The organism is Saccharopolyspora taberi, assembly GCF_039534165.1.
GTDB classification, from domain to species: Bacteria; Actinomycetota; Actinomycetes; order Mycobacteriales; family Pseudonocardiaceae; genus Saccharopolyspora_D; species Saccharopolyspora_D taberi.
This window is the reverse complement of sequence record NZ_BAAAUX010000032.1, coordinates 60345-78761: the sequence shown is the minus strand read 5'-3', so window position 1 is coordinate 78761 and position 18417 is coordinate 60345. Positions and strand designations below refer to the sequence as shown.

Annotated in this window: 20 protein-coding genes; 11 read left to right on the top strand and 9 right to left on the bottom strand. The window is 72.8% G+C overall.

Features of this window, described 5'->3' with window-relative positions; all coding sequences use genetic code 11:
- Window positions 1–165 precede the first annotated feature (165 nt).
- Entirely contained in the window at window positions 166–1008 is an 843-nt protein-coding gene (nth, locus tag ABD691_RS30815) for an endonuclease III (protein ID WP_425565195.1), read from the bottom strand.
- Between the two features lie 112 nt (window positions 1009–1120).
- Here nth and ABD691_RS30810 point away from each other — a divergent pair, with 112 nt between their 5' ends.
- The 5 genes from ABD691_RS30810 to ABD691_RS30790 all read left to right on the top strand — a co-directional run bounded on the left by ABD691_RS30810 (window position 1121) and on the right by ABD691_RS30790 (window position 5816).
- Window positions 1121–1375 carry a hypothetical protein gene (locus ABD691_RS30810; protein WP_344685752.1) on the top strand — a complete coding sequence of 85 codons (255 nt, stop codon included), beginning with the start codon at window positions 1121–1123 and terminating at the stop codon, window positions 1373–1375.
- A gap of 92 nt (window positions 1376–1467) precedes the next feature.
- Entirely contained in the window at window positions 1468–2142 is a 675-nt protein-coding gene (locus tag ABD691_RS30805) for a Crp/Fnr family transcriptional regulator (protein WP_344685745.1), read from the top strand.
- A gap of 451 nt (window positions 2143–2593) precedes the next feature.
- Window positions 2594–3832, top strand: coding sequence for an MFS transporter (locus ABD691_RS30800; protein WP_344685744.1), 1239 nt, complete (start codon window positions 2594–2596; stop codon window positions 3830–3832).
- Between the two features lie 40 nt (window positions 3833–3872).
- Complete coding sequence (dnaN, locus tag ABD691_RS30795) at window positions 3873–4967, top strand: DNA polymerase III subunit beta (protein WP_344685743.1); 1095 nt, start codon at window positions 3873–3875, stop codon at window positions 4965–4967.
- 33 nt (window positions 4968–5000) lie between these two features.
- Window positions 5001–5816, top strand: a complete 816-nt coding sequence (locus ABD691_RS30790; protein ID WP_344685742.1) for an MOSC domain-containing protein — start codon at window positions 5001–5003, stop codon at window positions 5814–5816.
- Between the two features lie 415 nt (window positions 5817–6231).
- On the opposite strand, the gene ABD691_RS30785 is transcribed toward ABD691_RS30790, so the two are convergent.
- Both ABD691_RS30785 and ABD691_RS30780 read right to left on the bottom strand, forming a co-directional pair.
- Entirely contained in the window at window positions 6232–7020 is a 789-nt protein-coding gene (locus ABD691_RS30785) for an MBL fold metallo-hydrolase (protein ID WP_344685741.1), read from the bottom strand.
- Complete coding sequence (locus tag ABD691_RS30780) at window positions 7020–7844, bottom strand: NUDIX hydrolase (protein WP_344685740.1); 825 nt, start codon at window positions 7842–7844, stop codon at window positions 7020–7022. The genes ABD691_RS30785 and ABD691_RS30780 overlap by 1 nt, the downstream gene beginning before the upstream one ends.
- A 122-nt stretch (window positions 7845–7966) precedes the next feature.
- On the opposite strand from ABD691_RS30780, the gene ABD691_RS30775 reads away from it, so the two are divergent.
- Window positions 7967–8842 carry a Gfo/Idh/MocA family protein gene (locus ABD691_RS30775; protein WP_344685739.1) on the top strand — a complete coding sequence of 292 codons (876 nt, stop codon included), beginning with the start codon at window positions 7967–7969 and terminating at the stop codon, window positions 8840–8842.
- A gap of 43 nt (window positions 8843–8885) precedes the next feature.
- Here the strand turns inward: ABD691_RS30775 and ABD691_RS30770 are convergent, their stop codons facing one another.
- From ABD691_RS30770 to sp36, 4 genes are all read right to left on the bottom strand, one after another.
- On the bottom strand, window positions 8886–10022 hold the full coding sequence (locus ABD691_RS30770; protein ID WP_344685738.1) for a hypothetical protein: 1137 nt from the start codon (window positions 10020–10022) through the stop codon (window positions 8886–8888).
- Between the two features lie 32 nt (window positions 10023–10054).
- Window positions 10055–10666, bottom strand: a complete 612-nt coding sequence (locus tag ABD691_RS30765) for a hypothetical protein (RefSeq protein WP_344685737.1) — start codon at window positions 10664–10666, stop codon at window positions 10055–10057.
- Between the two features lie 349 nt (window positions 10667–11015).
- On the bottom strand, window positions 11016–11474 hold the full coding sequence (locus ABD691_RS30760) for a RidA family protein (RefSeq protein WP_344685736.1): 459 nt from the start codon (window positions 11472–11474) through the stop codon (window positions 11016–11018).
- Window position 11475: 1 nt separating this feature from the next.
- On the bottom strand, window positions 11476–11640 hold the full coding sequence (gene sp36 / locus ABD691_RS30755) for a Sp36 family protein (RefSeq protein ID WP_344685750.1): 165 nt from the start codon (window positions 11638–11640) through the stop codon (window positions 11476–11478).
- A 129-nt stretch (window positions 11641–11769) separates the two neighbouring features.
- Here sp36 and ABD691_RS30750 point away from each other — a divergent pair, with 129 nt between their 5' ends.
- From ABD691_RS30750 to bagB, 3 genes are read left to right on the top strand one after another with little or no spacing between them, the layout of a single operon-like run.
- A complete protein-coding gene (locus ABD691_RS30750) occupies window positions 11770–12021 on the top strand; it encodes a hypothetical protein (RefSeq protein ID WP_344685735.1) in 252 nt (83 codons plus the stop codon).
- Window positions 12022–12078: 57 nt separating this feature from the next.
- The gene (bagA, locus tag ABD691_RS30745) at window positions 12079–13095 is read left to right on the top strand and encodes an ATPase BagA (RefSeq protein ID WP_344685734.1); all 1017 of its coding nucleotides are present in this window, start codon (window positions 12079–12081) and stop codon (window positions 13093–13095) included.
- The gene (gene bagB, locus ABD691_RS30740) at window positions 13092–14225 is read left to right on the top strand and encodes an ATPase BagB (RefSeq protein WP_344685733.1); all 1134 of its coding nucleotides are present in this window, start codon (window positions 13092–13094) and stop codon (window positions 14223–14225) included. The genes bagA and bagB overlap by 4 nt, the downstream gene beginning before the upstream one ends.
- Window positions 14226–14329: 104 nt before the next feature.
- Here bagB and ABD691_RS30735 read toward each other — a convergent pair whose 3' ends face one another.
- Complete coding sequence (locus tag ABD691_RS30735; protein ID WP_344685732.1) at window positions 14330–14629, bottom strand: WhiB family transcriptional regulator; 300 nt, start codon at window positions 14627–14629, stop codon at window positions 14330–14332.
- A gap of 246 nt (window positions 14630–14875) precedes the next feature.
- Here ABD691_RS30735 and ABD691_RS30730 point away from each other — a divergent pair, with 246 nt between their 5' ends.
- Window positions 14876–17260, top strand: a complete 2385-nt coding sequence (locus ABD691_RS30730) for a penicillin-binding protein (protein ID WP_344685731.1) — start codon at window positions 14876–14878, stop codon at window positions 17258–17260.
- A 34-nt stretch (window positions 17261–17294) separates the two neighbouring features.
- A complete protein-coding gene (locus tag ABD691_RS30725; protein ID WP_344685748.1) occupies window positions 17295–18068 on the top strand; it encodes a siderophore-interacting protein in 774 nt (257 codons plus the stop codon).
- 4 nt (window positions 18069–18072) lie between these two features.
- On the opposite strand, the gene ABD691_RS30720 is transcribed toward ABD691_RS30725, so the two are convergent.
- A partial coding sequence (locus tag ABD691_RS30720) for a hypothetical protein (RefSeq protein ID WP_344685730.1) occupies window positions 18073–18417 on the bottom strand: 345 nt, incomplete at its 5' end.

Here is an 18417-nt window from a genome sequence, read left to right as displayed (position 1 = left end):
CGCGCAGCGCCGGGTCGGCGCCGCGGCCGGCGACCGGCTCTGCCGGTCCCGGGCCGGGAGCCTGCGGCGGTCCGCCGTCGCGCGGCCAGAGCGCGATCACGCCGAGGACCGCCAGCACCACGACCACGACGGTCCAGCGGATCTCGTTGCGGTACTCGCGCAGGCTCACGAGTGCGGCTCCGTCTCGGCCACCTTCTCGATCGTCTTCTCCGGGATCTCGGAGACGATCCCGGCCAGCTCCAGCAGCCGGGGCGCCTCGTGCCCGCGGACCAGCTTCGCGGCTTCCAGGTGGCCGGTCGGCCCCTCGCCGTAGGCGGGGCAGTCTCGGGCGAGCAGGCACGCGCCGCACGCCGGCTTGCGGGCGTGGCACACCCGGCGCCCGTGGAAGATCACGTAGTGCGACAGCATCGTCCATTCCTTGCGCGGAATGAGCTCGCCGATCGCGTGCTCGACCTTGACCGGGTCCTCCTCGGCGGTCCACTTCCACCGCCGGACCAGCCTGCCGAAGTGGGTGTCGACGGTGATCCCGGGGACGCCGAAGGCGTTGCCGAGGATGACGTTGGCGGTCTTGCGCCCGATGCCCGGCAGCTTGACCAGGTCCGCCAGCTTCGCGGGCACCTCGCCGCCGTGCTTTTCGACCAGCTCCGCGCCCAGGCCCATCAGCGAGGCCGCCTTGTTCCGGTAGAAGCCGGTGGAGCGGATCATCTCCTCCAGCTCGGCGCGGTCCGCCCCGGCGTAGTCCGCGGCCGTCGGATACCGCCTGAACAGGGCCGGGGTGACCATGTTGACCCGCTTGTCGGTGCACTGCGCGGACAGGATCGTGGCCACCGCGAGCTCCAGCGGGGTGTCGAAATCAAGCTCGCAGTGGGCGTCGGGATAGGCTTCGGCCAACGCACGGAGCATCCGGCGGGCACGCCGGACGAGTCCCAGCCGGGTCTCCCCCGACCGGGCCTTGGCAGCCTTGTCGACAGCGGTGTCACGGGGCTTGTTCCGCGCTTGGTCCGGCACCCCTCCAGACTACGGATGTCGCCCACGCGGATGGTGCCCGCACCGCCTCGCGCGCGCAGAAGATACCCCCGGTTACATCCGCCCCGAAGGCATGAGCGAGGATTTCATCATCATGACTGCCTGGTTCGTGATCGTCGTACCGCTTGTGATCATGTTCTTCACGCTCTTCATGGAGCGCGTGGAGGCACGGCTCCGCCATGTCGCGGTACAGGAGAACGAGGTGGAGGAGCTGCTGGAGAACGCCCGGCCGGACGAGGTCAGGGCACTGTTCCGGCAGGGAATTGGACGTGCGCTGGAGCTGTTCCAGCTACGCAGGGTGGGACGCGCCGGTAGGCTACGAACTCGCCGTTCCCGCGACCAGTCTTAGACTTACTGGTAGTGATCGGCGGCACACCCGGTCCGCGTACACGCGGCGCCGGATCGTAAGACAGCCGCCGCGTCTCAACATGGAGGGACGAGGTGGACGAGACCCTGGCCCGGGCCGGCATCTTCCAAGGCGTTGAGCCGGCCGCGGCGGAGGCACTGACCCAGTCGCTGGAACCGTCTGAGTTCCCGCGAGGACACGTGATCTTCGCCGAGGGCGAGCCGGGCGACCGGCTCTACATCATTCAATCCGGCAAGGTCAAGCTCGGACGCAAGTCCCCGGACGGCAGGGAGAACCTGCTGGCGATCATGGGGCCGTCGGACATGTTCGGCGAGCTGTCCATCTTCGACCCGGGACCGCGGACGTCGACCGCGACCACCGTCACCGAGGTGCGGGCGCTGACCATGGACCGCACCGCGCTGCGGCAGTGGATCAGCACGCGTCCGGAGATCGCCGAGCAGCTGCTGCGGGTGGTCGCGCGCCGGCTGCGCCGCACCAACGGCATGCTCGCGGACCTGATCTTCACCGACGTGCCCGGCCGGGTCGCCAAGGCGCTGCTGCAGCTCGCACAGCGCTTCGGCAGCCAGGAGGCCGGTCTGCTGCGGGTCACCCACGACCTGACGCAGGAGGAGATCGCGCAGTACGTCGGCGCCTCGCGGGAGACCGTGAACAAGGCGCTGGCCGACTTCGCGCACCGCGGCTGGCTGCGGCTCGAAGGCAAGAGCGTGCTCATCCTCGACCCGGAGCGCTTGGCCCGACGCGCCCGCTGACGGCCCGCCGGCCGTCGGCCACCGCGCGCCGACCGACGGGCTCGGGACCACTTCCCGAGCTCCTCAGTTGGCGCGCGCTTTTTCGCGCCCGCAGCACACAGCGAGAGAGCTGGTATGTCACCCCCGACGTGGCACACCAGCTCTCTCGCCTGCGCGTGGCCGATCCCCCGACGACCAACCACGCTCCCCCCCTCCTCCAATGCGTCGGCCCCGAATCCGGCACCGGAGGAAGTTCTGTTGTGGGCCCCTACTGACCAGGACGCCGTACCGGTCCCACGGGTTTCACCGTTCACCCGGATTGGCTAGTGCCGAGTAATCCGTTGCCCGTGCCATCGAGTGTGCCCGCCGCCGCCGGTGTCCGCCTCGGGTCAAAAGTCCCATTCTGCGGCGGTGAGCCGAATTACCCGGCCAGAGGTTGGTACGCGGGTACCAGTATCGGAATACTGGACGGGTGTCCAACTCCGTCTCCCCGCGCGACTACCGCGCCGCGCTGACCGCGCCAGGAGCCGCCGCTCCGGTCCTGACGTCCCTGCTGGCCAGGCTGCCGATCGCGATGATCGGGCTGGCCCTGATGCTCTACGTGCAGCAGGAGACCGGGACCTTCGCCGCCGCCGGACTGGTCTCGGCGAGCGAGCTGATCGGGGTGGCTTGCGGCTCGGTCGCCCAGGGCCGGGTGATGGACCGGATCGGCCCGACCAGGCCGCTGCTGCTGATGTCCGGGGTGTTCGCCGTGCTGGTCGCGGGCGCGATCGCGGCCATCGAGGCGCACGCGGCCCTGCCGGTGCTGGTCGGGCTGGCGTTCGGCGTCGGCATCACCCAGCCGATGGTCGGCCCCGCCTCGCGGGCGCTGTGGAACGAGCTGCTGCCGCCAGGGCGGGAGCGGGACGCCGCGTTCTCCTACGAGGCGATCAGCATGGAGGTCTTCTTCATCCTCGGGCCCGGGTTGGCGGGGCTGCTGGTCGCGATGCCGTGGGCCGGGACCGGAGTGGTCGCGGGCGCGGTGTGCATGATCGCCGGCAGCGTCGGGTTCGCGCTGACCGGAGCCGCGCGGCGGCAGCGGCCCGCGCCGGGTGACCGCGACGGCGGGAACCTGCTCGGCGCGCTGGCCAGCCCGGGGATGCGGACGGTGGCGCTGGCCGCGCTCGGCTTCGGCGCCCTGATCGGCTTCGTGGAGGTCGGCGTCCCCGCGGCAGCGGTCCGCGCCGGGTACCCGACCGCGGGCGGGCTGCTGCTGAGCCTGCTCTCGGTCAGCTCGGTGGTGGTGGGCGTGCTCTACGGGATGCGGCCGTGGCCGCGGCCGATGCACCTGCGGCTGCCCGCGCTGCTGTTCGGCTTCGCCGCGCTGATCGTCCTGCTCGCGCTCCCGTCGACGCTGTGGGGCCTGTCGCTGGCGCTTCTGATCGCGGGCAGCCTGATCACACCGCAGTCGACCGCGCACTCGGTGTCGCTGGAGATCGCCGCGCCGAGGGGAACCGCGACCGAGGCGTTCGGCTGGGTGGTCACGTCGGTGACGCTCGGGGCCGCGTTCGGGCAGTCGGTCAGCGGGCAGCTGGTGGAGGCCAGCGGCCCGCCGACGGCGTTCCTGACGGCCGGCGCGGTCGGTGCCGTGTTGGCGCTGGTGCTCTGGGCGCGGCGCGGCACGCTGCGGCCGGAGGCCGCCGTGCAGCAGCAACAGCTCGCCGCGGTCTGAAAACCCGGCGCTGTCAGCCCAGCTGGCTAGCGTCCACCGCATGGATCTCGACGTCACGGCGCCCACCCGTTCCGCCGCGAGCGCGGCGGCGGACCTCGTTCGGCTGCTGCCCGGCAGGTTCCTCGACCCGGTCCTGGCTGCGATGGTCCTCACGGCCACCCCGGGCGGGCTGGAGCTGGCCGGAACGGACCGCGAGCGCGGCATCCGCCTGAGCCGCCCGGCGCGCACCCACGCCGAAGGCCGGGTGCTGGTCCCGGCGAAGCCGCTCGCGGAGACGCTGCGCAACCTCGACGCGGACGAAGTCCGCCTGGTCGTCGAGGGCTCGAAGCTCGCCCTCCGCACGCCCAACGCGCGCTTCGCGCTGCCGCTGCTCGACGCCGACGCGCACCCCGGCGTCCGCGAAGCGCCGCCGCGCGTCGGCGCGCTCGACGCCGCGCTGCTGCCGCGGGCGGCGGTCGTCGCGTCCGCGACCTCCCGCGACGACGCGCTGCCGGTGTTCACCGGTGTGCACGTCCGGCAGCGGGAGGACCGGCTCGTGCTGGTCGGGACCGACCGGTTCCGGATGGCGGTCGCGAGCCTGCCGTGGCGCGCCGAGGTGGCCGACCTGGACGTGCTGGTGCCCGCGAGCATCCTCGCCGAGGTCTCCAGGCAGGCGTCCGGCGACGAGGTCGTCCTGCACGCCGACGCGGACCGGGTCGGGGTGAGCTGGCCGGGCGCGGAGGTCTCGACGACGCTGCTCGACGCGCCGTTCCCGGACGAGTCGCGCCACCTGCTGCCCGACGCCGACTGCGCGGTGGAGGTCGACGCGGACGCGCTGGCCGGGGCGGTGCGCCGGGTTTCGCCCTACGCCGGGGCGCACGGCTCGGTGCTGCTCGACGTCGACGACTCCGAGGTGCGGGTGCGGGCGGCCGACTCCCGGTTCGGCGACGCCCAGGAGTCGGTCAAGGCGACCGTCCGGGGCGATCGCTTCGGCCCCGCCTACCAGCCGCGCTACCTCGCCGACGCGCTGGCCGCGTTCGCCGGGCGGACCGTGCGGCTGGACCTGCGGGCGGGGCAGCGGCGGTCGTCGGTGATCAGCGAGGTCGAGCCCGGTCCCGCCGAGCTGCGGTACGTGCTGATGCCGAAACGCGGCTGATTTCCGGCTTCCCGGCCACTAGGGTCGGAGCACGTGGCCAAGATCGCTGAACTCCTCTGCTATCCGATCAAGGGGTGCGCGGGGACCTCGCTCGTCGACTCGGTGGTGACGCCTGCGGGACTCGCGCACGACCGCGGGTTCATGGTCGTCGCCGAGGACGGCGTGTTCCGGACCCAGCGCCGCCATCCGCGGCTCGCGCTGGTCCGGCCGGAGATGAGCACCGACGGCGAGCGGATGACGCTGCGCGCGCCGGGTGCCGAAGCGCTGACCATCGACGTGGACAGCACCGGTCCCAAGCAGGACGTCGAGCTGTTCGGCAAGCCGTTCAAGGGAATCGACCAGGGTCCGGCGGTGGCCGAGTGGCTGTCCGGTTTCCTGGGCGCGGCGAGCAGGCTGGTCCGGGTTCCGCCGGACCACGACCGCGTCACCGACGGCCTGACCCCGGGCACCTCCGGCTACGCCGACAGCTGCGCGGTGCTGGTGATCTCGCGGCCGTCGCTGGACCTGCTCAACGAGAAGCTGGCCACGCCGCTGCCGATGAACCGCTTCCGGCCGAACATCGTGGTCACCGGCTTCGACGAGCCGCACGCCGAGGACCGGATGCGCCGGGTCACCTCGGGTGACGTGGAGCTGGGCTACGCCAAGCTCGCCACCCGCTGCGCGGTCACCACCGTCGACCAGGCGACCGGGACGAAGTCCGGTCCCGAGCCGCTGCGCACGTTCGCGAGCTACCGGCGGGTCCAGGCGGGCGGTGTGGCTTTCGGGGCGAAGTTCGCCGTGGTGCAGCCGGGGAAGGTGTCGGTCGGCGACGACTTCGTCGTCCACGAGTGGGGCGAGCCGGAGTACTAGCGGGCGGGCGCTCGGGCGGCGCTGGCGGTGCGGCGCGGGCGTGGTGCGGCAGGGCGAGGTGCGGCGCGGACGTCGTGCGGCAGGGCGAGGTGTCCGGCTGGCGGGTGAGCCGGAGTGCCAGAGCTTCCGCGCTCCAGCGGAGTGCCGGAGCCCGCGCTCCAGCCGGAATACCCGAGCTCCCCGCGCTCCAGCCGGAGTACCAAGCCCCGCGCCCCAGCCTGAATGCCGGAACTCCCAGAGTTCCCGCCGGAATCCAGGGCCCCGTGCTTCCTGCGGCCCCAGCCGGAGTGCCAGCGCTCCCCGCGCCCTCGCCGGAATGCCCAGGCTCCCCGTACTCCCTGCCGCCCCAGCCGGAGTGCCAGCGCTCCCCGCGCCCCAGCCCGAGTGCCGAAGCCCCCGCGCTCCCGTCGGAGTGCTAGAGCTCCCCGAGTTCCCGGAGGTGGGCGAGCTGGGCCTCGACGCTCCACTCCGCCGCGCCCCAGACCGCGGGGTCGACGTCGGCGTAGACGACCTCCACGACCTGCCGGGCGGTGGCTCCGCCGCCGAGCTCCCGCACGGCCGCGCGGACCTGTTCGAGCCGCTGCTCGCGGTGCCGGAGATAGGCCGTCGCGACCGCGCGGACGTCCGGCAGCTCCGGCCCGTGGCCGGGCAGGACCGCCGTCCCCTCGGGCAGCTCCGCGAGCCGCCGCAGGGAGTCCAGGTACGAGCCGAGGTTGCCGTCCGGGTGCGCGACCACCGTCGTGCCGCGGCCGAGCACGCTGTCGCCGGTGAACACCGACGGCTCCTCGGCGATGGTGAAGCACACCGAGTCCGCCGTGTGGCCCGCGGTCTCCATCACCGTCAGCCGCACCCCGGACGCTTCGACCACCTCGCCCTCGGCGAGCGGTTCCGCGCCCAGGCACAGCTCCGGGTCCAGCGCGCGGATCGGGGCTCCGACGAGCGCCGCGAAGTCCCGCGCGCCTTCGGTGTGGTCGGGGTGGTGGTGGGTCAGCAGGACCACCGAGACCGGACCCCGCTCGGCGATCCGGCCGAGGTGGTCCGGGTCGGCCGGGCCCGGGTCGATCACGATCCGGTCCGCCGCGTCCGGAGCGCCGACCAGCCAGGTGTTGGTGCCGTCGAGGGTCATCGCGTTCGGGTTCCGCGCCAGCAGCACCGACGCGTGCGGCGTGACCGGGCGAAGCTCTCCGTAGGCTGGGTGCTCCATCACTGCCCTTCTCCGTCGTAGCCCGGCTCGCCGGGCAGCACCGCGCGCCAGCGGCCGTCCCTGCGCACCAGCTTCGGCAGCACCTTCGCGGGTGTGCGGTCGGCGGCCAGCGCGGCTGCCACGCTGCCGTACTCGGCGATCTCGGTCAACGTGACCCACGTCGGCGGGAGCAGCCCGCAGCGGCCCCGCTCCCAGTCCTCCAGCGCCGCCCGCGGCGAGCTCCAGTACGCCTCGACGGCCTCCGAGGTGACCGCGTCGGCGCGCTGCCCCTCGGGCATGGCGGCGAGGAAGAACCTGGTGTCGTAGCGCCGCGGCTCGGCCTCCGGCGTGACCCAGTTCGACCACGGCCGCAGCAGGTCCGCCCGCAGGACCAGGCCGGCGTCGGCCAGGAAGCCCGCGAGGGAGATCTCCCGCGAGACCAGCGCGGCCCTGGCGTCGGCGAAGGCCGAGGTGTCGCCGACGACGGCGTCCGGTCCCGGCCCGGCGAGCAGCACGCCGGACTCCTCGAAGGTCTCCCGCACGGCCGCGCACACGAGCGCGCGGGCGAGTTCGGTGCCGCAGCCGAAGCGCCGCGCCCACCACTCCGGAACGGGCCCGCTCCACGCGACCGACGCGTCCGCGTCCCGGGGATCGACCCCGCCGCCGGGGAACACCGTCATGCCGCCCGCGAACGGCATGCCCCGCACCCGGCGCTGGAGGAACACCTCCGGGCCCTCCCGCAGCAGGATCACGGTGGCCGCGTCCTTCGGCGTGACCGGCGGGTCCGGGAGCGTCTTCGGGACGAACCCCTCCGGGAGGGTCAGTTCCTCCGGCAGTTGCACCATGCCGTCACCCTATGAGCTCGCACGCCCCCGGCGAAGGCGCAAGTTCCTCCGCCGGGGCGACATCGGGTGCCTCGCCGACCCCGTTCGCACGCCCGCGATCACCCCGGAGGCACGATGTCGGCATGAGCGAAGCACTACGGGTTGGAGTGGTCGGAGCAGGACCCTGGGCCAATCGGGTGCACGCACCCGGGCTCGACGCGCACCCCGGCACCCGCCTGGCGGCGGTGTGGGCGCGGCGGCGGGACGCGGCCGAAGCGCTCGCGGAGCCCTACGGCGCCGAGGTCGCCGGCGGCTTCGACGAGCTGCTGTCCGATGTGGACGCGGTCGCGTTCGCGGTGCCGCCCGCCGTGCAGGCCGAGCTGGCGCCGAAGGCCGCTCGCGCGGGCAAGCACCTGATCATGGAGAAGCCGCTGGCCGCCGACCTCGCCAGGGCGCAGGCGGTGGTGGACGCGGCCGAGGAGTCCGGGGTGGCCGGGCTGCTCATGCTGACCAGGAGGTTCGCGCCGGAGGTGCGGGCGTGGCTGGCGGGGCTCGACGGCGTCCGGGGCGGCATCGGCCGCTGGCTGGCGGGCGCGCTGCTCGCCGGGGACTACGCCGCGTCGGAGTGGCGGCAGAAGGAGGGCGCGCTGATCGACGCGGGCCCGCACGCCATCGACCTGCTCGACGCCGCGCTCGGGCAGATCGAGCGGGTGCACTACGCCCGGCTCGATCCCGACGACCTCTGGACCGTCGTGTTCGGCCACGCCGGAGGCGCGACGAGCACGCTGACGGTGTCGCTGCGCGTGCCGGTCCAGCCCGCGCTGGTCGAGTTCAGCGTCTACGGCGAGAACGGGCACACGCAGCTGGCGGGCCGCCGCACGGCGGCGCACGAGTGCTACTCGGTGCTGCTCGACGAGTTCCTGGAGCTGATCCGGGACGGGCGGACCGAGCACCCCTGCGATCTGCGCCGGGGCCTGCACATCCAGCGGATCCTCGCCGAGGTCCAGTCCGCGGTGTAGCGGGGCAGGGCGGTGGCGCCGGGTGGCACCACCGCCCGTCCGCTCAGCGCTGCTGGCTGTTGCCCTGGTTGCTGACCGGGGCCGGGGACGCGCCGATCGGCGGGAAACCGCCCGTCCCGCCGGGCATCGTGGAGGTCCACTGCTCCTGCTGGCCGGAGCGGCCCGCCGGGGCCTGCTGGGGCCCGGTCCGGTCCTGCTCGCGCTGGGCCAGCTCCTCGTGCAGCTTGCGCAGGAGGTTGCGCTCCCGGTCGGTGAGCTTGGCGTCGACCGCCGCCGGGACCTTCATGTTGGCCTCCGGCTTGGTCTCCGGCTGCGGCGGCTGCTCGGGCTCCTCCGCGACCGGAGCGGGCTGGGCGACCGGAGCGGGCGGGGCGGGCTGGGCAGCCGGGGCGGGAGCCGGGGGCGGAGCGGGGGCCGGTTCGGCCTCGCGCTCGACCTCGGCGACCGGGCGCCGCTCGCGCTCAGGAGCCGTTGGTTCTCCTGGTATGTCGCGGCCTCCGGCCGCCTCACCACCTGAGCTCGCCCGCGGGGCGCGCGCCCGGGTCATGCCGTTCGCACCGGCGGTGACCGGCGGCATGTCGAGGTGCACGCGGTGCGCGGCGGCGAGCGCGTTGCGGTGGTACTCGGGCAGGTCCGCACCGCTGCCGAACACCTCGACCGAGGCGTCCACACCGGCCCGGCGCAGGGCCTCCACCAGCTGGTAACCGGCGGCGGCCACCGACCCCTCGGAGCCGACCTCGGCCAGCAGCACCCGCTGCGGCACCGCGCCGTAGGTGACGCCTGCGGGAGTGGTCCGCCACGCGCACCAGACCGCGCGCACGCCGGGCAGCCGGGAGGTGACCGGCGACAGCGCGGTGACCACGTCGTCGTCGGACTCGCCCTGGTCGGTGAACCGGTGGTTCTCGTCGGGCAGGTTGTCCAGCACCAGGAGGCGATCGGCCAGCCGCTGCTGCGAGCGGGCCTCGTCGAGCACCCGGCGCAGCTGGTACTGCTCGGTCGAGGTCACCGGGATCCGCCCGGCCACCAGGCAGCCGGTCAGGAACTCGGCCGCCGCGTCGAGCTGCCCGCCCCCGAGCAGTTCCCGCGCCGAGTTGATCGCGTCGTCGTCCACCCGTCCGGTCATGGCCAGCAGGAGGTTGTGCAACCGGTCCACCGGACCGGCTCCCTCAGCCACGTCCACGTCTGTGCCTCCTCGATTCGCCCTTGCTCTGGTCAGCCGCGGTGGCCCGCGAGTTCTTCGGCGCCCTCGCACACCAGCACCGAGTCGGCCAGCGCGGCGCGGTGGTAGGCGGTGGGTTCGGCTTCGGGCGGCAGCACCTCGACCCGGGGTTCGGCCTCCCCGAGCGCGCGCAGGATCCGCTGGATCTCCCCGGTCAGGGCGATCGCGTCGGCCGACGCGGTCACCAGCACGATCCGCTTCGCGACGCCGCCGGGTTCGCGGCGCCAGCTGGTCCGCACCTGGCGGACGCCCTGCCTGCCGCGCAGCGTGGCGCCGAGGACGAGGATCTCGGAGTCACCGGCGCTGGCCGCGGGTGCGTCGGCGGTGAAGTTGTGCGCGGCCGGGCGGTCCTCGACCGGCAGGATGGCGTTGACCAGCGCGGTGTCGGCGCCCAGCGGCAGCAGCGCGTCGCGCAGGAGCCGGTGGTCGGCGTCGTCGAGCGCGACGCGTTCGCGCACCAGCGTCGCGGGCAGCGCTCGCGCGATGACCTCAGCGGCACCGCCCGCGAGCCAGTCGCGGAAGCGCCACAGCTGGCGGTCCGGCAACCGGCCGGCGAGTCGAAGCAGCAATTCGTGGCACAGAAGGTCGGTCTCTCGCACCGCCACGTCGGCCCCTCCCAGGCTCTACTCCCTCTCGGCGCGGGTTGTCCGCAGCCGACCGGCGAATCCCGCCGCGCACCCTTTCAGGTGAACTATCCCCCACTGCCCCGGCAGGACAAGCCCGCCAGGTCGAACCGTACGGATACTCACAGGAATCGATACCCCCATTCGACGGACCCCAGGGCAGGGCTCGATCGAAAAGGGATGACCGCAGCGTACTTGCCGCCACCAGCGGTGCGCGGCCACTGTCGCGAAACCGTCTCACCATTTCCGGACGAAGATCTTTTTCCGGGCAGCGAAGACGGCGTCACCGCACCGGGTGACGCCGCCCGCTGTGATGTCGTCCGCGGCGAAGTCACTCCACCTCGACGATCAGCTCCACCTCGACCGGGGCGCCCAGCGGAAGCTCGGCCACGCCGACCGCGGACCGCGCGTGCCTGCCCGCGTCCCCGAAGATCTCGCCGAGCAGCTCGGACGCGCCGTTGATCACGCCCGGCTGGCCGGTGAAGCCCTCGGCCGACGCCACGAACCCGACCACCTTCACGACCCGGACCACCGAGTCCAGGCCGACCAGCGAGTCCACCGCCGCCAGCGCGTTGAGCGCGCAGGTGCGGGCGTGCTGCTTGGCGTCTTCGGCGCTGATCTCCGCGCCGACCTTGCCCGCCGCGGCCAGCTCACCGGCCACCATCGGCACCTGGCCCGAGGTGTAGACGTGCGAACCGCTGCGCAGCGCGGGCACGTACGCGGCGAGCGGGGTCACGACCCCGGGGAGCTCGATCCCGAGCTCGGCGAGTCGGTCAGTCCACCGGCCCATGTCACTCACCCTTCGGGCGCTTCATGTAGGCCACCATCTGCTCCCCGGTCGGGCCGGGCGTGACGGCGACGAGCTCCCACCCGTCCTCGCCCCACTGGTCCAGGATCTGCTTGGTCGCGTGCGTCAGCAGCGGCACCGTCGAGTACTCCCACTTAGTCATGGCGATCAGCCTAAAAGCGGCGAAGAGGTCGCGTTGCGTGGGTGGCCGCTGCCGGCCCGGCCGCCCGGCCGTTCGGGGGCGGCGGTTCGCCCGAACCGGTCACCTCGCGGGGCGAAGCGGACTAGTTTCGGCCGGGTGGAAGCCTGGCGATTCATCGCGACCGCGCTGACCGTCGCGGTCGGCTCGTTCATGGTGCTCGGCCTGATGGCCAACGTCCGCGCCCGCCGCGAGACCGGCGCGCGCGAGGTCGCGCGGACCGGGGTGCGCGGCGGGCTGGCCGTCGCGGTGGTCGCGGCGCTGACCGCGACGGTGCTGCCGCCGGTGGTGTGCTGGTCGCTGGTCGGCGCGGGCGCGCTGGTCACCTCGATCGTGATGATCACGGGCTGACCTGCGGGGACGTTCGCGGTGGAGACAGCTGAACCCATCCCGACCTACGCTGATCGTGTGACCGACTGGGACGGGGACCTGAATTCGGCCCGGCTGCACGTGGTCAGCGGCAAGGGCGGCACCGGCAAGACCACGGTCGCCGCGGCGCTGGCGCTGGCCCTGGCCACCGGCGGTCGCAAGGTGCTGCTGGTGGAGGTCGAGGGCAGGCAGGGCATCGCCCAGCTCTTCGACACCGCGCCCCTGCCCTACTCCGAGGAGCCGATCGCGGCCGCGCCCGGTGGCGGCGAGCTGCGCGCGCTGGCCATCGACGCCGAGCCCGCGCTGCTGGAGTACCTGTCGATGTTCTACAACCTCGGCTTCGCGGGGCGGACGCTGCGCCGGATGGGCGCGATCGAGTTCGCCACCACGCTGGCGCCGGGGCTCCGCGACGTGCTGTTCACCGGGAAGATCAAGGAGTGCGTCGGCCGCACCGACGACCGCGGGCGCTACGTCTACGACCACGTCGTGGTCGACGCCCCGCCGACCGGCCGGGTGGTGAAGTTCCTCGACGTCACCCGGGCCATGGCCGACCTCGCCAAGTCCGGCCCGATCCACGGCCACAGCGACGGCGTGGTCCGGCTGCTGCACTCCCCCGGCACCGTCGTCCACCTGGTCACGCTGCTGGAGGAGCTGCCGGTGCGGGAAACCCTGGAGGCCGTGGCCGAACTCGACGCCGCCGACCTGCGGCCGGGCGCGGTGCTGTTCAACCGGGTCCGCCCCGGGCGGCTGCCCGCGGGCTCGGTGGCCGCGGCGGCGGCCGGGCGGATCGACACCGCGCAGCTGGCCGACGGCCTGGCGCTGGCCGGGTTCCGCGCGGACCCCGAGCTGGTCGACGCGCTCGCGCACGAGGCCGTCGAGCACGCGATCCGGGCGGACGCCGAGGACTCCGCGCGGGAGCAGGTCGCCGCGATCGACCTGCCCGCGATCTCGCTGCCCGACCTGACCGCGGGCATCGACGTCGCCGAACTGTACGAACTGGCCGAGGTCCTCAACGAGCACGGCGTCGGGGACCACGGCGTCGGGAGCGCGAGATGAGCCAACCGCACCGGCCGGAACCGGTCGACGTCGACGGCCTGCTGGACGATCCGGCGACCCGGATCGTGGTCTGCTGCGGCTCCGGCGGGGTCGGCAAGACCACCACCGCCGCCGCGCTCGCGGTCCGCGCGGCCGAGCGCGGGCGCAAGACCGTGGTGCTCACCATCGACCCGGCGCGCAGGCTGGCGCAGGCGCTGGGCCTGCGGGAACTCGGCAACACGCCGAAGCAGGTGGTGCTCGACGACTTCGAGCCCGCGGGCGACCTGAACGCGATGATGCTGGACATGCGCCGCACCTTCGACGACATGGTGCGCGCGCACGCGGGGCCGGACCGCGCCGAGCAGATCCTGGAAAACCCCTTCTACAAGACCATTTCCACGTCGTTCTCCGGCACGCAGGAGTACATGGCGATGGAGAAGCTGGGCCAGCTCGCCGCGTCCGGCAGCTGGGACCTGATCGTGGTCGACACCCCGCCGAGCCGGTCCGCGCTGGACTTCCTGGACGCGCCGCAGCGGTTGTCGACCGTGCTCGACGGCAGGCTGATCAAGATGCTGTCCACCCCGGCCCGCGCGGGCGGCAAGGGGTTGCGGCGGATCGCAGCGGCCGGGTTCGGCATGTTCTCCAAGGCGGTCTCGACGATCATCGGCGGCCAGCTGCTGGCCGACGCAGCGGCCTTCGTGCAGGCTTTCGAGTCCGCCTTCGGCGGCTTCCGCGAGCGCGCCGAGCACACCTACCGGCTGCTCCGCTCACCGGGAACGGCGTTCCTGGTGGTCGCCGCACCCGAGCCGGACGCGCTGCGGGAGGCGGCCTACTTCGTCGAGCGGCTGGCCGGGGAGCGGATGCCGCTGACCGGGCTGGTGGCCAACCGGACCCATCCGGTGTTCGCCGGGCTGGCCGGGACCAAGGCCGCCGCGGCGGCCGACGAGCTCGCGGAGACGTCGCCGCTGGCCGCGGCGGTGCTGCGGATCCACGCCGACCGGGTCGCGGTGGCCGAGCGGGAGAAGCGGCTGCTGGCCCGGTTCACCCGGGCGCACCCGGAGGTCCCGGTGGTCGGGGTGCCCGCCCTGCCCTCCGACGTCCACGACCTGGAAGGACTCCGGGAAATCGGCAGGCGGCTGGCAGGTGAATAAAAGGAGAACCGCGCGGATGACGCACCCATCCGCGCGGCGCTCAAATGGAGCAACGACCGGAAAACCGTTGAAAACGGGAATATTCCCGTTCTGCGGTGAACCGGTCAGCTCACCTGGTACTCGTCGATATCGGCGTAGTCCTGGCGGGCGGCCTCCAGTAATTCCCGCCAGTTGCGGACATCCGGGCGACGGCGCAGCAGTGCCCGCCGTTCCCGCTCGGTCATTCCGCCCCACACGCCGAATTCGATCTTGTTGTCGAGCGCCTCGCCCAGGCACTCCGTGCGGACCGGGCACCCGAAGCAGATCATGCGCGCTTTGCGCTGCTCGGCGCCCCGTACGAACAACTGGTCCGGATTCTCATCACGGCAAGCTGCCCGAATCCGCCAGTCCCCCTGCTCGAACATAGAGTTCCCCCAGCTCCTCACTGGATCGTCGGCGACCGTATTTCGTCCGGAGCCCCCCGGCACCGGATGTCGGGGCGCGCGGTGCGCGCCACAACAGTGCTGTCGCTGGACGTGGACGAACTGTAGAGCCCGTCGGTTCCACAACCAATGAATGGTTGTCGCTCCGTTATCTTTGAAGCTCATCACATCGGGCGGACCTCAGGCGTGACAGAGCGTCACGTCCGGGGGCGGTTTTAGGCTGGTTCGATGCGAGTGCGGGATGGGGTGCTCAAGCTTTTCGGCCTGTGTGTGCTGGCCGGCGTGCTGGTCGCCGGCCTGCTGTTCCCGGTCGCCGGGTCACTCGGCGTGGTCTCCAACCGCGCCAGCGACGCGGTGAACAGCATCTCCGCGGAGCTGATGACCCAGGAACCGCCCCTTGTGACGACGGTCACAGATCGGGCCGGAACCCCGATCGCCTACCTCTTCGACCAGAACCGGACCCCGGCGCGTCCGCACGAGATCGCCGACACCATGAAGGCGGCGATCATCTCGATCGAGGACCGCCGGTTCTACGACCACCGCGGCGTGGACTGGCCGGGCACGGTCCGGGCCGCGCTGACCAACCAGATGTCCGGCGAGATCGCCCAGGGCGGTTCGACGCTGACCCAGCAGTACGTGAAGAACTACCAGGTCCACGTGGTCGCCGCGGGCGATCCGGTCAAGCAGGCCAAGGCCATCGAGCAGACCCCGGCGCGCAAGCTGCGCGAGATCCGGATCGCGCTCCAGCTGGAGCGCGAGCTCGGCAAGGAAGAGCTGCTCGCCCGCTACCTGAACGTCGTCCCCTTCGGGAACCAGGCGTACGGCGTGGCGTCCGCCGCGCGCACCTACTTCGGCACCACGCCGGACAAGCTGACGATCGCCCAGGCCGCGCTGCTGGCCGGCATGGTCAACAGCCCCAGCGCGCTGAACCCGGAGACCAACCCGGTCGAGGCGCTGAACCGCCGCAACCTGGTGATCCAGGCGATGCAGGACCAGGGCCGGATCACCCGCGAGTCCGCCGACCAGGCCCGCAACGCGCCGCTCGGGCTCGCCCAGCCGCTCAACACCGTCCCCAACGGCTGCATCGGCGCGGGCCCGTCGGACGGCTTCTTCTGCCAGTACGTCATCGACTACCTGGGGCGTTCCGGCTTCACCGAGGACCAGCTCAAGCGCGGCGGCTACACGATCCGCACCACCCTGGACCACCACGCGACCGCCGCGGCCAAGGCCGCCGCCGAGAAGGAAGTGCCGAAGAAGACCAAGGGCATCGCGAACGTGATGAGCGTGGTCGAGCCGGGCAAGGAGAAGCACCGCGTGCGCGCCCTGGTCGCCAACCGCGACTTCGGCCTCGACGCCAAGAAGGGCGAGACCGCGTACGCGCTGCCCAGCGGCATCGCGCACTTCGGCGCGGGCTCGATCTACAAGGTGTTCGCCGCCGCCGCGGCGCTGGAGAAGGGGATGGGCATCCACAGCACCATCCAGGCGCCCGGTGCCTACACCTCCCGCGTCTACAAGAACGGCACCGCGCCTTACACGGTCGGCAACGCCGAAGGCGTGACACCAGGGCCGCGCACCCTCCAGAAGGCGCTGGCGACCTCGCCGAACACCGCGTTCGTGGCGTTGCAGGAGCGGGTCGGGCTCAACGAGACGGTGGACATGGCGGCCCGGCTCGGCATGCGCCAGACCATGCTCGCCTCCGACCGCGTCGGTGATCCGGTGCCCGAGGGCAGCAACGTGCAGTCCCAGGCCGACTGGATCAAGCAGTCCAACGTCGGCGCGTTCACGCTGGGCTTCACGCCGACCAGCCCGCTGGAGCTGGGCAACGTGGCGGCCACGATCATCAGCGGCGGGACATGGTGCCCACCGACCCCGATCGAGCAGATCCTGGACCGCAACGGCAACCCGGTCTCGATCACCGAGGACCCGTGCGAGCAGGCGGTGGACGAGAAGCTGGCGAACGCGCTGGCGGTCGGCATGAGCCACGACGACAAGCCGGGCGGCACCGCCGCCGCGGCGGCAGGCGGCGCGGGCTGGTCGCGGCCGATGCTGGGCAAGACCGGGACGACCGAGGCGCACCAGTCGGCCGGGTTCATCGGCGCCACCCCGCAGTTCGCGGGCGCGGTGCTGGTCTTCAGCGACGGCACCTCGCCGCAGGGCATCTGCGACAGCAGCCCACCGACGCTGTGCGGGGCCAACGGCGGCAACATCTACGGCGGCAAGGTGCCTGCGCGCACCTGGTTCGCCGCGATGAACCCGATCCACCAGGGACTTCCGGTCGCGCCGCTGCCGCCGACGACCAAGCGCTACGAGACCGGCGGCAGCGAGCACCAGGTGCCCAACGTGGTCGGGCTCAGCGCGCAGCGCGCCACCGAACTGCTGCGCAAGGCCGGGTACGAGGTCGCGGAGCGGTCGGTCAACAGCCAGCGCAGGCAGGGCACGGTGACCAGCCAGTCCCCGCGCGGGTTCGCGCTGCCCGGCGAGGTCGTGACGCTGTCGATCAGCACCGGGTACGTGCCGCCGCCCTCGGTGGACAAGCCCCCGCCACCACCGCCGGGACCGAACCCGCAGCCGCCTCCGCCGCCACCGTTCCCGCCGGGCATCAACCCGCCGTGACGGGAGCTCCCTACACTCGACTGACGTGACGAGGATGCAAGCGACCACGCGGCGGGCCCGGTCCCGGTACCGGCAGCTGGAAGTCCGCTCGGTCGAGCGGATCACGCCGCTGATGGTGCGCATCGTGCTCGGCGGCGAGGAGCTGGCCGACTTCGTCAGCAACGGCAGCGACCAGCGGATCAAGCTCTGCCTGCCCCGGCCGGGGCAGCCGACCCCGCTGGGCCGCGACCGCGCGGAGGTCTTCGCGCTGCCCAGGGACCAGCAGCCCAAGCAGCGCACCTACACGGTCCGCTGGTTCGACCCCGAGCGGCTGGAGCTGGCGATCGACTTCGTCGTGCACGAGCACGACGGCCCGGGCAGCACGTGGGCGTCCCGGGTGCGGCCGGGCGAGCAGATCGTGGCGGTCGGACCGAGCCCGTCCTACGAACCCAGCCCGGAGGCCGATCCGCTGGTGCTGATCGGGGACGAGACGGCGCTGCCCGCGATCGCGGCGATCCTGGAGGAGCTGCCCGCGGCGGCGAAGGTGCGGGTGTTCGCCGAGGTCGCCGACGCCGCGGAGCGGCAGGAGGTGGCCAGCGCGGCGCAGGTGGAGTGGACCTGGGTGCACCGGGACGGAGTCCCGGCCGGGGAGAGCGGCCGACTCGTGGAGGCCGTGCGGTCGGCGGAGCTCGGGCCGGAGGCCCGCGTGTGGATCGGGGCGGAGGCGGAGCCGACGCACGTCCTGCGGGACCACTTCCAGCAGACGGTCGGCCTGGACCGCAGCCGCGTCTACGCGCTGGCTTACTGGCGCCGAGGCGCCGCGGGCTGATCGCTCAACGGGAACCGCCGTGTTCCGTTGACGGGCTCCGCTCGCGGCCGATTCCGGGTTTGGAGCCGCGCTTACCGCCCCCGCACCAACGCCTCGATGCCGTCGAGCACTCGCTGCAAACCGAACTCGAACGCGTGCTCCGCTCCCGGTCCAGCACCTCGTCCAGCACCGGGCCGACCGTGTGCCGCCACTCGTCGTCGCTGGTCCGCCCCTGCCACGCGAACATGCTCGCGGTGGCGTCGCGGACGTAGCCGAGCAGCAGCTCCAGCGCCGAGTCCCGGATACGGCGAGGCGACCTCCGCCAGGGGGCGTGGCGGCCCGGGAAGGCGGCGTGGCGGCTTCCGCCGGA